This window comes from Kribbella sp. NPDC048928, from assembly GCF_043197975.1.
In the GTDB taxonomy this organism is placed as follows: domain Bacteria; phylum Actinomycetota; class Actinomycetes; order Propionibacteriales; family Kribbellaceae; genus Kribbella.
Map to the genome: position 1 here is coordinate 110,315 of NZ_JBICUC010000011.1, position 15,058 is coordinate 125,372.

Here is a 15,058-nt window from a genome sequence, read left to right on the forward strand (position 1 = left end):
GTGAACCGTTCACGTCCATCACGGCTTCACGGACAGCACTGTGAAGCTAAGCTGAACAAATGATGGATCTGCATCGCCTGCGGTTGTTGCGTGAGGTCCACGGCCGCGGCACCGTGCACGGCGCCGCCCGCGCGCTCGGCTACTCGCCCAGTGCGATCTCCCAGCAGTTGGCGGTTCTCGAGCGCGAAGCCGGTACGCCATTGCTCGAACGGATCGGCCGCAACGTACGGCTGACAGCTGCCGGTGAGGTCCTGGTTCGGCACGCGACCGTACTCCTCGAAGGAGTCGAGGCGGCCGAGGCGGAGCTGGCGGCCGTCGCCGCCGGTCGGGTAGCCGGCGTGGTCCGGATCGCGTCGTTCCAGTCCGCGTTCATCCGCGTCGTTGCGCCGGCGATCCGCAGTCTCGCGGCGACGCATCCCGAGATCCGTGTGGAGGCGGCCGAGCTTGAGGTCGAGCAGGCCGCGCCTGCACTACGGCTGCAGCAGTTGGACGTGATGGTTGGTGATGAGTACGACGGGCAGCCGCGCGCCGTACACGCCGACCTGCACCGTGAGCACCTGTTGCGTGAGCAGATCCATGTGGTTCTCCCTGCGGATCATCCGCTGGCTGGTGGCGAGCGGGTTCCGCTGCGGGAGTTGGGCGGTATGTCGTGGGCGGCGTGTCAGCCTGGTACCGGGCATCGCGAGATGCACGTCCGCGTCTGCCGCGAGCTCGGTGGGTTCGAGCCGGACATCCGGTACAGCTCGGACGACTTCCTGATCCTGTTGGAGCTTGTGCGTACGACGGGCGCCGGTGCGCTGCTCCCGGATCTGGTTGTCGGGGCGGGCGCGCCGGGAGTGGCCGTACGGCTGCCGGCTGAAGGAGACGTAGGACGGGGCGTCTTCCTGCTGACCCGTCGTACCCGAACGCCCGCCGTCGCCGCCGTCGCCGACGCACTCCGCGCCGCAGGCACCGGCCCCGCCTGAACCACCAACTCTGATTCTGGCGCGCGGACTGGTCAGACCAGGTCGTGGCGGAGGAGGACTGTCCGATTGTCGAATGTCTGCGAGTCGACCAGTCGAAGTGTCTGCCGTCCGGTCGGCTGGTAGACGGGCTTGCCGCCGCCGAGGACCACCGGGTGCACGATCACGTGGTACTCGTCGAGCAGCCCCCGCGAGGTCAGCGCCGCCGCGACGCTCGAGCTGCCGGTCAGCAGGATGTCCTTGCCCGGCTCGTTCTTGATCGCCTTGAGCTCGTCGGCGGAGCGGATGATCCGGGTGTTCCACTCGGCGGATTGAAGGGTTGTCGACAATACGATCTTCGACGTTCGCCGCCAGACCGGTGCGAACTCGATCGCGTGCTGGTCCGGGTTCATCGCCTCGGCGTTCGGCCAGTACGACGACATCATGTTCCAGACGGTCCGCCCGTACAGGAACAGATCGGCGCGCTCGGTCAGACCCATCGAGTAGGCGCCCAGTTCCGGACCGAGTTCGGCCCAGTCGAATTCGCCGTTCGGGCCCTCGATGAAGCCGTCGAGCGACTGGTGCACGTAGTACATGATCTTCCGCATGATGTCCTCCGGATGCTGGTTGCCTGTGCCCCTTGGTCGGAGCCGTCCGGCTCGGTTTGACATCGGTTATTGACGAATCCCGTCGGGCTTGGGAGATTCGGGGTGAACGGGCGGGTCTGGGGGAGGGCCGGCCGCCCGCCGGGGGTTCAGCCGCTCTCTGAGCTGATGTCTGGGGTAAAGGTTCTCGCGCTGCGCTGGACGGCGACGACCGGTCTGCGCGGTGTGCGTCACGTGCGTACGCCGATCTGCGACGGGACTTTCAGGGGAGCAGTCAGATGATCGACAACCTGCGGGAACGCACGCGCGGGCAGATCTTCACGGTGGGCGACGAGGGGTACGACGCGGCGCGCCGCGTCAACAACTGGATGCACGACAAGCGGCCGCAGGTGATCGTCCGGTGCGAGAACGCCGGCGACGTGATGGCGGCGATCGACTACGCGCGTACGAACGACCTGGAGATCGCGGTCCGCGGTGGCGGCCACAGCGTGCCCGGGTTCGGAACGGTCGACGACGGTCTGGTGATCGACCTGAGCGGGATGCGCAACGTCCGCGTCGACCCGGTGAACCGGACGGCGCGGGCCGGCGGCGGAGCGACCTGGGGCGACTTCAACGCGGCGACGCACGCGTTCGGGCTGGCGACGACCGGCGGCATCATCTCGACCACCGGTGTCGGTGGGCTGACGCTCGGCGGCGGGATCGGGTACCTCGCCCGCGGGCTGGGGCTGTCCTGCGACAACCTGGTCTCGGCCGACGTCGTGACAGCCGACGGGCAGTTCCTGATCGCGAGCGAGAAGGAGAACGAGGATCTGTTCTGGGGGCTGCGCGGCGGTGGTGGCAACTTCGGCGTGGTAACCGCGCTCGAGTTCCGGCTGGCACCATTGTCGACAATCTACGGCGGTCCGATGTTCTTCGAGCTGTCCGACGCGACCGCCGTACTGGCCGGGTTCCGGGAACTGATCAAGGACGCACCCGAGCAGCTCGGCGGGTTCCCGGCGTTCCAGATCGCGCCGCCGCTGCCGTTCATCCCGGAGAACCGGCACGGTGAGCCGTTCGCGGCGATCGTCGGCTGCTGGGCGGGTGATCTCGACGAGGGCGAGACCCAGATCTCGAAGTTCCGCGAGTTCGCGCCGGTGATGGCCGAGCACGTCGGCCCGATGCCGTACCCGGCGCTCAACGGCGCGTTCGACGCGTTGGTGCCGCCCGGCCTGCAGCACTACTGGAAGGCGAACTTCGTCACCGAACTCACCGACGAGGCGATCCAGGCGCACCTGCGGCACGCGCCCGGCCTCCCGTCGGTGAACTCGACCGTTCACATCTATCCGATCAACGGAGCCTGCCACCGGGTCACCCCGGATGCAACGGCGTTCGCGTACCGGGATGCGAACTTCGCGACCGTGATCGCCGGCATGTGGCCGGATCCGGCCGACAACGACGCCGGGACCGAGTGGGTCCGTTCGTACTACGACGACGTCGCGCCGCACTCCGAGGCCGGCGGGTACATCAACTTCATGGCCGGCGACGACCAGGGCCGGATCCGGGAGAACTACCGGCAGAACTACGACCGGCTGGCGGAGGTGAAGCGCAAGTACGACCCGGCCAACGTTTTCCACCTCAACCAGAACATCGTGCCGTAAAGAGCTGGTACGGCGGTGTCAGCCGGCGTCATGGGCCGTGTTGTCGAGCCAGTGCTCGGCAAGGCCGATGTCGCCGTTGACACTGATGCCGGTGGCCTCGCGATCGGTGAGCGAGACCCTCCGGGTCATGGTGAGCAGTAGCGAGGCAGCCGGCCCGCTGACCGTCACGTCGGCAGGCCGGGTGCCGCGCTGCCACATAGCTCCGTCCGGCCGGCGCTCGACGTGCCAGGCACCCGCCCCGTCCGCGGCAACCCACTGCAGGGTCTCCCCGGTGCCGCGGATGGCGTGGGCGGACTCGGACCGCATCAGCTCCCACGTGGGCGACGTGAGCATCGCGAGATGGTTGGTGATGAGTGCGGCAGCGATGTCCGCGTCGAGCTCGACTGCACGGCCGGCCACGCTCGCTGCGTCGTAGCCGTGCACAACTGCCTCGTTGAGTGCGCTCGACAACCAGAACTGCCCCCCGGTGCGCTCGTCGCCCGACGGGTTGAACACCGGCGCCGTGAGCGCGTCGTCCGAGAACGCGCTCGCCTGACGCTCCGCGGACTCCGACAGCCACGCCGGCCACGCACCCGGGTCGGCAGGGAGCACAGCCATCTCCGTAGGCAGCTGCGTGGGATCGGTGATGCGCCGCTCCACGATCTCAGCGACCCAGTGCTGGGTCTGGCCGATGTGTTCGACGAGGTCGGCGACTGTCCACGCGGGGGCTGTCGGCACAGTGGCGTCAGGGCGGGCCGCGACGGCCGACTCCGCCAGCCGGCGGGTGTGCTCGACAATCGCCTGCCGAGCACGCTCGGGGTGCAGTTCTGTCATCGGTCTGTCCTCAGGCCTTCGGGGCGAGCTTGTGGACGACGATGCCGGACTTGAACGTCGTCGTGCCGAGCAGCTCGAGGTGGGTCGGCTCGATGCCGGTGCCGTGGAACATGTTCACGCCCTCGGCGACCACCGGGAAGACCCAGAAGTGGTACTCGTCGACGAGCTTGTTCTCCAGCAGCGTCTTCGAGAACGACCCGGTGCCGTACTTGATCAGGTCGCCGCCCTCGGACTCCTTGAGCCGGCGGACCGCGTCGGCAGCGTCGCCCTCGAGCGGCTGCGCGTTCCACTTCCACTCGGTGACGGTGCGGGAGGCGACCCACTTCGGCATCGCGTTGAAGATGTCGGCGACCGGGTCGCCGGCCCGCGACAGCCAGGCGTCGGCGAAGCCCTCGTAGGTGACGCGGCCGAGTACCTGTCCCTCCACGCCTTCCATCAGGCTCTGGTTGTAGGCCATGTGCTCGTCGTCCCAGTACGGCGGGCTCCAGTTCTGCGGTTCCTCGATGACGCCGTTCAGGGTGACGAACGTGGACTCGATCAGCTTCCTCATGGGTCTTTCCTCTCAGGGTTGGTACGGACGCCGCTTGCGGGCGTCCTGTAGCGCTTCGGCCCACCAGACGAGCTGGTCGAGCATGAGTTTGGCTGCTGCCTCGTAGCCGGCGGAAGGTTTGGGCCAACCGCCGTCGGCCGTGAACTGCTCCCAGTAGCAGGGCAGTGCGACGGTATTGCGGATGGTGACGGCCTGGAGCTCGCTGAAGACCTGCCGCAGCTGGGCGGTGGCGTGGCAGCCACCGTGCTCCCGGCCGTAGCTGACGATCGCGACGGGCTTGGCGTGCCACTCTTCGTAGTACCAGTCCAGTGCGGTCTTCAGCGGAGCCGGGAAGCTGCAGTTGATCTCCGGTGTGACTACGGCGAACGCGTCTGCGGTTGCCAGCCTGCTGCCGAGTGCGTCGACCTCTGCGGGCCGCTCGTCGTCCGGGTCAGGCAGGCCGTCCGGCAGGCCGGCTGTCTTGAGGTCGAGGACGTCGACCTCGAACTGCTTGACTGCCTGCTGCGTGAGCCAGTCGGCCACTGTCGGTCCGAACCGGCCACGCCGGGTGCTCCCGATGATCACTGCCAGTCGCATCTGCCGTCCTCCTTCCGTCTGGCTCAGACTCTGCCCGATGGCGTTTACGGTTTCTTTCCGGTTCTTTGCCTGCGGCCGGAATAGGGTGCCGTCATGCGTTTCGGGGTGCTCGGACCGGTGACGGCGTGGACGGACGCGGGAACGCCCGTGGTCATCCAGGGGCTGAAGGTGCGCGCGCTGCTGGCCGACCTGCTGGTGCACGAGGGGCGTCCGGTGCCTGCTGACCGCCTCATCGACCACCTGTGGGGATCGGAGCTGCCTGGGAACCCGTCTGGGACGCTGTCAGCGAAGGTGTCCCAGCTGCGGCGCGCTTTCGAAGACGCTGAGCCCGGTAGCCGGTCTCTGGTGCAGTCAGGCCCGGCCGGCTACGCCCTGGCCGTTTCTGGTGCTTCGTACGACGTGCTGCGCTTCCGCGAGCTCCTCGATGCGGGAGCGGTGGACGAGGCGCTGGCGTTGTGGCGTGGCCCGGCGTACGCGGACTTCGCGGACGAGGCGTTTGTCGAGACCACGGTGGCGCGGCTGACTGACCAGCGGCTGGGTGCTTGCGAGCGGGCTGAGCTGTCGGTGACGGACCTGTCCGAGCTTGTCCGCGAGCACCCGCTCCGTGAGGGTCTCCGTGCTGCGCAGATGAAGGCCCTGTACCGGGCGGGTCGGCAGAGTGAGGCACTCGAGAGTTTTGACGAGCTACGTGAGCTGCTGCTGGAGGACCTCGGTCTAGATCCGAGCCCGTCGCTGGTTGCGCTGCAGCAGTCGATCCTGACGCAGGACCTGCCCCATGCGCGTAGCAACCTGCCTGCACAGATGACCGAGTTGATCGGCCGGTCCGATGCGCTGACTGACATTCAGTCGTGTTTGACCTCGTCGCGCCTCGTCACGCTCACTGGTCCAGGCGGAGTCGGTAAGACGCGGCTGGCGCTCGCTGCCGGCACATCCAGCGCTGATCGCTTCGCTGATGGCGTGGTGCTGGTTGAGCTGGCTGCCATCACACCCGACGCCCTGTCAGTTGCCAACGCACTCACCGACGCAGTGCAGGCCGCATTGGATCTCCGAGACACGGGCGAGACAGGTGCGGTCGTGGACCGGCTGGCAGCGGTGATGGGCTCCCGGTTGCTGGTGTTCGACAACTGCGAGCAGGTTGTCGAGGAGGTCGCCGTACTGACGGATCGCTTGCTGGCTGCAGCGCCGGGCCTACGAGTGTTGGCTACGAGTCGTGAGCCGCTGGGCCTTGCTGGCGAAGTGGTGTGGAGCGTGCCGCCGCTGTCGGTACCTCCACTGACAGCTGGCGTCGAAGCTGTTGGTGAATGCAGCGCAGCGCAGCTGTTCGTCACCCGCGCAGCTGCGGCCGCAAGGGGCTTCTCCCTGACGGAGGAGATCGTTGCTGACGTCGCAGTGTTGTGCCGGCGGCTGGACGGGATTCCACTGGCGCTGGAGCTTGCAGCTACTCGAGTGCGTGCCTTGGGAGTCCGTGGACTGGTAGCGCGGCTCGACGACCGCTTCCGATTGCTGGCGACGGGGCATCGTGGCGCTGCACCACGGCAGCAGACGTTGCACGCGATGATCGACTGGAGTTGGGAGCTGCTCGACGGGACAGAGCAGTCCGTTCTGCAGCGTCTCGCCGTACATGCAGATGGATGTACGGCCGAAGCTGCGGCAGCTGTTTGCGGCGAGGACGATGTACTGGATGTGCTTGTACGGCTGGTCGACCGGTCGCTCGTCGTACCTGTGGACGGCACTCGTTTCCGGCTGCTGGAGTCGGTGGCTGCGTACTGCGTCGACAAGCTGCGGGCCGCTGACGAGCTGGAGTCGTCACGTCAACGGCACCTGGAGTACTACGTGTCGCTGGCTGAGGCGGCGCGGCCTGAGCTCTTCGGTGCGGAGCAGAGCCGGTGGTTGCCGTTGCTGGACGAGGACACGGCCAACTTCCGGGTTGCGCTGGATCGCGCAGTGACCACAGGTCAGCTGGACTTGGCTGAACGGCTCGTGGACGCGCTGGGGTGGTACTGGTTCCTGCGAGGGCGCCACCTGGAGGCGCTGCGGTCGCTGGAGGCAGTTCCGGGGTCTGCACGCGCCGGCGCGTGGCGGGCCGGGTACATGTACCTGCTCGGGCAGCCTGATGCTGCGGCCGAGCGAGACCGCTGGATCGACACAGCCGATGCCATGGGGCTCTGGTGGATCGGGCACGCGGCCAGCGACGCCGGTGATCTCCCGACGTGCCTGTCATTGCTGGAGGCGGCCCTGAAGCGGTTTGAGGCCGACGGCAACCAGTGGGGCGTCGGAGCGGTGCTGGCTGCGCGCGCGAAGCATGCACACGTACGGGCGGACCTGCCTGCCCTGTACGACGACGCGTGCCAGAGCATCGCGATCTTCCGTGCGCTGGGGGATCGCTGGGGCGTACTGCAGGCAACGGGCTGGTTCGGCGCGCACGCGGAGCTCGTTGGTGATTTCGATGAGGCGGAGCGGCTGCACCTGGAGGGTGTGGAGGCCGCCGAGGAGATCGGGATGTGGCCCGAGGTCGCGGGCGCGCTCGGCATGCTCGGCTGGACGTCGATCCGTCAAGGGCACTACGAGTCGGCGCACATGTACGGCGAACGCGCGGTGCGGCTGGCAACGGAACAAGGACAGCGCTCCACCCAGGCGCTCGCGGAGATCGTGCTGGCGTTCGCAGCTCGGCGCAGCGGGAATCTGGACGAGGCGTCGACGCGGCTGCAGGAGCTGATCGACGCTGCGCGCCGGCAGAAGGAGGCCGTGCTCTACCTGACCCTCGTGCTGGACGAGCTCGGGGTCGTCAAGGAGCTCCAGGGCCGGCCGGCTGACGGCCTGGAGCTGCATCTGGAGGCGTTCCGGGTGTCGGAGGAGTTCGAGTCGCTGCGTGGCATGTGCTGGGCTCTGGAGGGTGTTGCCGCCTGTCACCCGGACAAGAGGCTTGCTGCCGTGTTGCAGGGGTGCGTGGCCGCCACACGGGCCACCGAGAACTACCTGATGGCGGCCAGCGAGACCGAGGACCTCGACCGCGCTGTTGCCGCGGCAACAGCTGCCCTGGGTGAGGCCGGGTACGAGGCAGCACATGCACGCGGCGCGGAGCTGAGTCCTGCAGAGGCGTACGCGCTGCTCGTCCGGCAGTAGATGTTCTGTAGTTGAGATTATTGGCGTAGCGAAGTAGTTTGGCTCGCGACGCTCTCTCAACAGGTGAAGGTGAACCATGGACTACGGCCACGAGCTGGTCTTCGGCACGTTCCTGACTCCCGCGGTCGAGACTCCGGACCGCGTGATCGCGCTGGCGCAGCTGACCGAGCAGGTCGGGCTGGACCTGGTGACCTTCCAGGACCACCCGTACCAGCCTCGCCTGATGGACGCGTGGACGCTGCTGTCCGTCGTTGCTGCCCAGACCCAGCGCGTGAAGGTCAGCACTAACGTGGCCAACCTCCCGCTGCGCCACCCTGTCGTGCTGGCGCGCAGCGTCGCGACACTTGACCTGATCACTGGCGGCCGGGTTGAGCTCGGTCTGGGTGCGGGCGGGTTCCTGGACGCGGTTGCGGCCAACGCCGGGCCGCGGCTGACAACCGGGCAGAGCATCACCGCTCTGGAGGAGGCCATCGCGATCATGCGCGAGGTCTGGACGCCCGGTGCCGGCGGCATCCGGCTGTCCGGCAAGCACTACACGGTGGCGGGGGCCAAGCGCGGTCCCGTGCCTGCGCATGACGTGTCCATTTGGCTCGGTGCGTACAAGCCGCGGATGCTCGCATTGACCGGACGGCTTGCGGACGGCTGGCTGCCGAGCAGCGGGTACGCAGGGCCTGAGGAGCTGGCCGCTATGAACAAGCTGATCGACGAGGCGGCTGTCGACGCAGGCCGGGACCCTGCCGCGGTACGGCGGCTCTACAACATCTCTGGCCAGTTCAACGGCAGTGGCGGGTTCTTGCAGGGGCCTGAGGAGCTGTGGATCGACCAGCTGACCGAGCTGACGCTGGGGGAGGGCATGAGCACGTACATCCTTGCCTCCGACAACCCTGACGACATCAGGCGGTTCGCTGAGGTCGCAGCTGGGGTGCGTGAGGCGGTTGAGGTGGCACGGTCTGGTGCTGCCGTTGCTGCCGCTCCCGCTTCTGTGGCCGGGGGCTTCGGGGTCGTACCGACACCACCACCTGCTGTACGGCGTAGCGCAGTACAGCTCCTGGACGAGTCGGAGCGGCCGACCGGTCCGACGCAGGATCCGTCACGGACCTACACCCCGTACCAGCTACAGTCCGGCCAGCATCTGGTCGACGTACACGACCACCTGCGTGCTGAGCTCGACCAGGTGCGTGATCTGGTGGAGCAGGTCGCGGCCGGGACGCTCGGAGTTGGGGCGGCGCGGTCGCACATCAACACGATGACGATGCGGCAGAACAACTGGACGCTGGGCACGTACTGCGAGTCGTACTGCCGGCTCGTCACGACGCACCACTCGCTGGAGGACGCGTCGCTCTTCCCGCACCTCCGCCGTGCTGACCCGGAGCTGGTCCCAGTCGTGGACCGGCTGCAGGAGGAGCACAAGATCATCCACGAGGTGCTGGAAGGCGTCGACAAGGCACTCGTCGCACTGGTTGACGGCTCAGGCAGCATCGACGGTCTGCGAGCAGCTGTGGATCTGCTCGACGACACGTTGCTCTCGCATCTGTCCTACGAGGAGCGCGAACTGGTCGAGCCGCTCGCGCGGCTCGGAGTCCTCTAGGGCTACTTGGCCTCTGGGGCCTACTTCGCCTCGCCCAGCAGCGAGGCGAGGATGTCGAGGAGACGGAGCGTCGGCACCTCGCCGAGCAGGCGGGCGGCCGACGTGGCCGGCTCCGCGATCAGGCGGACCTGGAGCAGCTTGAAGTCCCGGACGTTCGCCGGGTTCACCAAGTCGTCGCGGACCGCGGACAGGAAGTCGGCGCCGGCCGACGCCGTGCCGTAGGTCATCCGGATGAAGCTGTCGGTCACCGGGTAGAGGTACGGCCGCTTGAGGTGCAGCAGCTTCGACTTCTTCGCGTGCCCGAACCCGCGGTGTCCGGTGAACAGGTCGTCGAGCGCCATCGCCGCCGTGAACAGGTCGCTCCCCGCGCCGGCGTCCTCGAGGCGCGCGTCCACCGGGATCGCCGCGAGCGCCTTCTCAGCCTCCACCTCGAGCAGCCACGGAATGTCCAGCGCCCGCAGGTCGGAGCCGATCACCATCGTTCGGGCCAGATCCTCGAGCGTGATCCGGTTCGGGTCGGAGCCACCGACGGTGGTCAGCCCCGGCAACCCGTCGTAGTACTGCAGCACGGCGCCGTTCGTTTCGGCGTACAGCCGCAGCTGCGCGATCGCCTCGTCGACGACGATCTTCCGGGTACCGATGTTCATGAGCCACACCCTCACACTCGTGGTGGCAAACCCGCCAGCGGGCGGACCATCATTCGAACGTTCCTCACACTGTTTCCGCAGATCGTAGCGAGTCCGCGGCCCCCGCGACGCCTGGGTCACTGCCCGTTATCCACAACCTGTAATCATCCGCTCCGTTGACGGCCCGATCTCCGTAAACTCTCTGTCACAGGCCATCAACCGAGCGGAGGCGATCATGCGGCACCGGCTGCTCGCGCTCGTCCTCGCAGTCCTCCTCCTCGTCCCCTTCACACCCGCTTCCTACGCCACACCGCCGGACGCCTACACCTGTCTGCATCCCGATGTTGCGGTCTCCGCCGGCGGCGAGCTGCTGAGCGAAGGCGACGAAATCGCTCTCGACGGCGGCATGGCACACGCCGGCACCGGGCTCACCTTCAGCTTCCAGGCCCGGACGTTCAATCCGACCATCGACCTGTGCAACCTCAAGATCACCGACGCCCGCACCTGGCAGGTCAGCCACTGGCCGTGTGACAACCATCCGAAGCCCAAGCCGGCGCGCACCCAGTCGCTCGCATGGTCCGTCGCAGTGCCCCTCGACTGCAAGTTCATCGGCTCACCCAACCTCCTGACCGTTTCCTTGACAAACGGCAAGGGTTCCGCGGTCGCGAACGTGATGATCTATGCCGGTGCGCCCGGGTTCGTGTTCCCGGACAAACAGGCGCGCGCCTTCTTCGGGCCGTTCGCGATGCAGTCCGACCCGGTCAACTCGCTCACGGGTGCGCTGGCTGCCGTTGAGACCGACGCGTCGGTGACAGCTCTCGGGGTGCCGCTCTCCGTGACCCGGACGTACAACTCGAATGACGCATCGACCGGTCCGCTCGGCGTCGGCTGGCGTTCGTCGTACTCCGACCGGCTGGCGCTATCGCCGACCGGCGCCCGGTATCTGGCCTCGGACGGGCGAGAGATCGGGTTCACGCGGACGGGAACCGCCTTCGCGGTGGAGCCCGGCAGTGCTCGATTCACGCTCACGCAATCAGGGTCTACCTATGTGCTGACGAGCGTCGACCAGATGCGGATGCAGTTCTCCGCGGCGGGTGAGCTGCAGTCGATCCGCGACCGCAACGGTCAAGGCGTGACGATCGAGCAGGTCTCGGGCCGCGTCCGGACCGTCACGAACGGGCGACGCTCGCTGTCCTACGACTACAACGAGCAGGGCCAGATCGCGTCGGTGCGGTTGTCAGGTCCGGCCGAGCCTCGGACAGTGCGGTACTCGTACGCCGACGGTCGGTTGACGGAGGTGACGTCGGCCGGCGGGATCCGGACGCGGTACTCGTACGTCGATGGACGGCTCAAGTCTGAGTCGGTGGGAGACGCTGCGCCGGCGTACGTGACCGAGTACGACTCAACCGGGCGCGTCGTCGCGCAGACCGACGCGAAGGGCGGCCGATCCAGTTGGTCGTGGGACTCCGAGGGCATCCGCGGGACGTCCACGATGACGGACCCAACGGGCGGGAAGTGGATCAACGAGTACGAGCGGAACTGGCTCATCCGCCAGACCGACCCCACCGGCGCGACCGCGACGTTCCACTACGATGCCGACGGCAACCTCATCCGGGTCTTCGACAACCTCGGCCATGGCGCCCGGCACTCGTACGACGCGTTCGGCCGCGACATCGCCTCGACCGATGCCGTTGGCGCGGTGACTCGGCGGACGTACAACGGCCGCAACGACGTCGTGACCTCTACCGACCCGCTCGGGCGGCGAACGACGTACATGTACGACACCCGCGGCAACCTGACTGCTACGTCGTACGGCGGTCGTACGTCAGCGGTGACCTACGACGCGCGCGGGCTTGTGACGGCGTCCCGCGATCCGCTCGGACGAACGACGCAGTACGCGTACTCCGTCGACGGCGATCTGGTACGGGTCACGGGTCCGCTGCGCCAGGTGACGCAGATCGGGTACGACGGCTGGGGACGACCGGCGAAGGTGACCTCCCCGCGTGGTGCGGTCAGCACCGTCACGTACAACGACGACGATCAGCCGCTGACGCAGCACGGCCCGTTGGATGTCTCCACGAGCCAGACCTACGACGCGCAGGGCCGCGTGTCGACGTTGGTCGATGCCCGCGGCGGCACCACCAAGCTGCGGTACGACGACACCAGCGCAGTGGTCGGGGTCACCAGACCATCGTTGCCCGAGGCCACCATGACCTACGACGGGTCGGACCGCGTTACCAAGACTGTCGACGCGAGTGGTCGTGAGCAGACCTTCACGTACGACGGTGCAGGCCGGACGACCGCTACGACCTACGGCGGCCGCACCTGGCGGTTCACGTACGACAAGGCCGGTCGCCTGATCCGAACCACGCTCCCGTCGGGCAAGACCGCCTCGTTCACGCTCGACCCACGCGGCGCGCCGCTGCGGATCGCGTACTCCGACAAGACTCCTGCGGTCAGTTACACCTGGGACGCTGCGGGCCGGCGTACGTCGATGACTGACGGCCTAGGTGTGACCCGCTTCGCTTACGACGCCTTCGACGAGTTGACCTCGTCCACCGGGCCAGCCGGCGCGGTCAGCTACCGCTGGGATGCCAACGGCAACCTCGCCGGCCGGACCGCGGTCGGCCACACGGAGTCCTACACCTGGGATGCCGTCGGCCGCCTGGCATCAGCGGTGGCTGACGGAAAACCGCTGGCGTCGTACGGCTACGACCTCGCCCACGGCACGATCACGACGACGCAGCCCGGCGGATTGGTCAAGACCGAGAAGGTGGATGTCCGCGGTCGCACCACCTCGCTGTCCGTCACGCGGGGCGCGCACGCTCTCCGCACGATCACCTCTGCTTACGACCCAGCCGACAATGTGGTTCGTTCGGACGACTCAGTTGCCGGTAAGACGTCGTACAACTACGACCCACTGAACCGGCTCACCGCGGCCTGCTACGGCGTCGATCAATGCACGGACGATGCGCGCGACTACATCCGCTACAACTACGACGCCAACGGCAACCGCATCTGGGAGCAGCGCCCGACCGGCAGCACCTGGTCCTTGTACGGCTCGGGCAACGAACTCCAGGCGTCCATCACGTCTCCACCGGACTACCCGCTCGACGTACCGAGCGCTCGCACCTACAGGTACGACGCCGACGGCAACCTGACCTCCGACGGTACAACCACCTACACCTGGTCCGCCGCAGGGAAACCCATCACGTCGACGGCGGCTGGTGCCACCACCACATACACGCACTCAGGCGACGGTCGCCGAACCTCCGCAACCAGGGGCCGCAGCACCACCCGTTATCTCTGGGATCCGCTCTCACCCCAAGTCCTCAACACCACCAAGGACTCGAAACCGACGCGCTACCTGTACGGCGCCGGCATCCTCGCCCAGCAAACGCCCAGCGCGCTGACCCCGCTCACCACCTCGCCGAACGGCTCGATCCTCGCAACGTCCACCGCCAAGCCAACCCAGCACGCCTACGAGCCCTACGGCCAGACCCGAGTCGGCCCCGCAGCCCAGACCCCCTCCGACAAGCCGGCCGCCGACCCGTCGAGCGCACCCGCACCCGGCTACATCGGCGGCCTCCAGCTCCCCAACGGCAACTACCTGCTCGGCCAACGCGAATACAACCCCACCACCGGAACCTTCCTCACCCCCGACCAAGCCGGCTCCGCCAACCCCTACGCCTACACGACCGGCAATCCTCTCAAGACCACAGACCTCCAAGGCCTCGACGACGTCGAAGGCACCCTCACCGACGTCTCCCACATCTCCGGCTACATCTCCACAGCCGCCCTGGTAGGCGCCGTAGTCTGCACCCTCGCCCGCCCCTGCGCCCCCGCCGTCCCCATCTTCCTAGAAGTCTCATCAGCCACCGGCGTAATCTCCGCCGGCGCCGCCGGCATCCTGGACTCCCAAGCCTGCATCCTAAAAGGCAACTGCTCCCAACTGGCCGCCGACGTAGCAGTAGGCCTCGTCGCCAGCCGCTTCCCGGCCATCGGCCGAGCACGTGCTGCGACAGAAGGTGCTGTCCCGGCGCTTGGTTATGCAGAAGGCACGGGCATCAGTGCCTTGACACCGAACCGTCTGCAGCATGGAACTAAGCATCTGGTGACGGCGGGGCTCCTGCCGCAGTGGTCCGGCAAGAAGAGCCCTGAAATCATCAGACGCGAACTGGTTCCGATTTTGGAGCACCCAGATGCGACAGTTAACCACCAATTGGGCGACTATCAGGTCAAGGGGTTCCTTGGTGTGATCGACTCGAAGCTAGTCGCGGTCTTTGTCTACAAGGACGGGCCGTACGCGGGACAATTGGCCTCGTCTTCGGAACCGACGCTGAACCAACTGAAGAAGTGGGGGATCGGATGAGTTCGCGACTCGCCCGGGAATCGCTCGTGGTTGTCGTCGATGGCGATGAGGTACCTGGTATCACGATCTACGGGCTCGCCGGACTCGGCGGGTCGCGGCGGGCGGTCTTTCCCGCTGACGCGTGGATTGGGGCACCGCTTGTTGACGAGTTCATCTTGCGGGGAGACTCGTGGGAGATCGTTACGTGGGATGTCCCGATCCTTGTCTGGCCAAGAGTTGAAGAGATG

The 15,058-nt window shown here is 67.2% G+C and carries 10 protein-coding genes; 5 read left to right on the forward strand and 5 right to left on the reverse strand.

Features of this window, described 5'->3' with window-relative positions; all coding sequences use genetic code 11:
- The first annotated feature begins 59 nt into the window (after positions 1-59).
- The gene (locus tag ACGFI6_RS37220) at positions 60-965 is read left to right on the forward strand and encodes a LysR family transcriptional regulator (RefSeq protein WP_393127202.1); all 906 of its coding nucleotides are present in this window, start codon (positions 60-62) and stop codon (positions 963-965) included.
- A gap of 32 nt (positions 966-997) precedes the next feature.
- Here the strand turns inward: ACGFI6_RS37220 and ACGFI6_RS37225 are convergent, their stop codons facing one another.
- Positions 998-1,549: a dihydrofolate reductase family protein gene (locus ACGFI6_RS37225; protein WP_393127204.1), complete on the reverse strand. Its 552-nt coding sequence runs from the start codon at positions 1,547-1,549 to the stop codon at positions 998-1,000.
- Between the two features lie 275 nt (positions 1,550-1,824).
- Here ACGFI6_RS37225 and ACGFI6_RS37230 point away from each other — a divergent pair, with 275 nt between their 5' ends.
- Entirely contained in the window at positions 1,825-3,183 is a 1,359-nt protein-coding gene (locus ACGFI6_RS37230; RefSeq protein WP_393127206.1) for an FAD-binding oxidoreductase, read from the forward strand.
- 18 nt (positions 3,184-3,201) lie between these two features.
- Here the strand turns inward: ACGFI6_RS37230 and ACGFI6_RS37235 are convergent, their stop codons facing one another.
- From ACGFI6_RS37235 to ACGFI6_RS37245, 3 genes are read right to left on the reverse strand one after another with little or no spacing between them, the layout of a single operon-like run.
- On the reverse strand, positions 3,202-3,996 hold the full coding sequence (locus tag ACGFI6_RS37235; RefSeq protein WP_393127208.1) for a maleylpyruvate isomerase family mycothiol-dependent enzyme: 795 nt from the start codon (positions 3,994-3,996) through the stop codon (positions 3,202-3,204).
- A gap of 10 nt (positions 3,997-4,006) precedes the next feature.
- Complete coding sequence (locus ACGFI6_RS37240) at positions 4,007-4,546, reverse strand: dihydrofolate reductase family protein (protein WP_393127210.1); 540 nt, start codon at positions 4,544-4,546, stop codon at positions 4,007-4,009.
- Positions 4,547-4,558: 12 nt separating this feature from the next.
- The gene (locus ACGFI6_RS37245; protein ID WP_393127212.1) at positions 4,559-5,122 is read right to left on the reverse strand and encodes an NADPH-dependent FMN reductase; all 564 of its coding nucleotides are present in this window, start codon (positions 5,120-5,122) and stop codon (positions 4,559-4,561) included.
- A 93-nt stretch (positions 5,123-5,215) separates the two neighbouring features.
- On the opposite strand from ACGFI6_RS37245, the gene ACGFI6_RS37250 reads away from it, so the two are divergent.
- Positions 5,216-8,245, forward strand: coding sequence for a BTAD domain-containing putative transcriptional regulator (locus tag ACGFI6_RS37250; RefSeq protein ID WP_393127214.1), 3,030 nt, complete (start codon positions 5,216-5,218; stop codon positions 8,243-8,245).
- Between the two features lie 76 nt (positions 8,246-8,321).
- A complete protein-coding gene (locus tag ACGFI6_RS37255; protein ID WP_393127216.1) occupies positions 8,322-9,833 on the forward strand; it encodes an LLM class flavin-dependent oxidoreductase in 1,512 nt (503 codons plus the stop codon).
- 20 nt (positions 9,834-9,853) lie between these two features.
- On the opposite strand, the gene ACGFI6_RS37260 is transcribed toward ACGFI6_RS37255, so the two are convergent.
- Positions 9,854-10,480 carry a DUF6308 family protein gene (locus ACGFI6_RS37260; RefSeq protein ID WP_393127218.1) on the reverse strand — a complete coding sequence of 209 codons (627 nt, stop codon included), beginning with the start codon at positions 10,478-10,480 and terminating at the stop codon, positions 9,854-9,856.
- 214 nt (positions 10,481-10,694) lie between these two features.
- Between ACGFI6_RS37260 and ACGFI6_RS37265 the strand changes: the two genes are divergently transcribed.
- Positions 10,695-14,831, forward strand: a complete 4,137-nt coding sequence (locus ACGFI6_RS37265; RefSeq protein ID WP_393127220.1) for a DUF6531 domain-containing protein — start codon at positions 10,695-10,697, stop codon at positions 14,829-14,831.
- The last annotated feature ends 227 nt before the right edge of the window (positions 14,832-15,058 follow it).

Excerpts from the sequence above, each read along its gene's own strand:
- ACGFI6_RS37240 (WP_393127210.1), bottom strand. The coding sequence starts at position 4,546 with ATGAGGAAGCTGATCGAGTCCACGTTCGTCACCCTGAACGGCGTCATC.
- ACGFI6_RS37225 (WP_393127204.1), bottom strand. The coding sequence starts at position 1,549 with ATGCGGAAGATCATGTACTACGTGCACCAGTCGCTCGACGGCTTCATC.
- ACGFI6_RS37245 (WP_393127212.1), bottom strand. The coding sequence starts at position 5,122 with ATGCGACTGGCAGTGATCATCGGGAGCACCCGGCGTGGCCGGTTCGGA.
- ACGFI6_RS37255 (WP_393127216.1), top strand. The coding sequence starts at position 8,322 with ATGGACTACGGCCACGAGCTGGTCTTCGGCACGTTCCTGACTCCCGCG.
- ACGFI6_RS37230 (WP_393127206.1), top strand. The coding sequence starts at position 1,825 with ATGATCGACAACCTGCGGGAACGCACGCGCGGGCAGATCTTCACGGTG.
- ACGFI6_RS37265 (WP_393127220.1), top strand. The coding sequence starts at position 10,695 with ATGCGGCACCGGCTGCTCGCGCTCGTCCTCGCAGTCCTCCTCCTCGTC.
- ACGFI6_RS37260 (WP_393127218.1), bottom strand. The coding sequence starts at position 10,480 with ATGAACATCGGTACCCGGAAGATCGTCGTCGACGAGGCGATCGCGCAG.
- ACGFI6_RS37220 (WP_393127202.1), top strand. The coding sequence starts at position 60 with ATGATGGATCTGCATCGCCTGCGGTTGTTGCGTGAGGTCCACGGCCGC.
- ACGFI6_RS37235 (WP_393127208.1), bottom strand. The coding sequence starts at position 3,996 with ATGACAGAACTGCACCCCGAGCGTGCTCGGCAGGCGATTGTCGAGCAC.
- ACGFI6_RS37250 (WP_393127214.1), top strand. The coding sequence starts at position 5,216 with ATGCGTTTCGGGGTGCTCGGACCGGTGACGGCGTGGACGGACGCGGGA.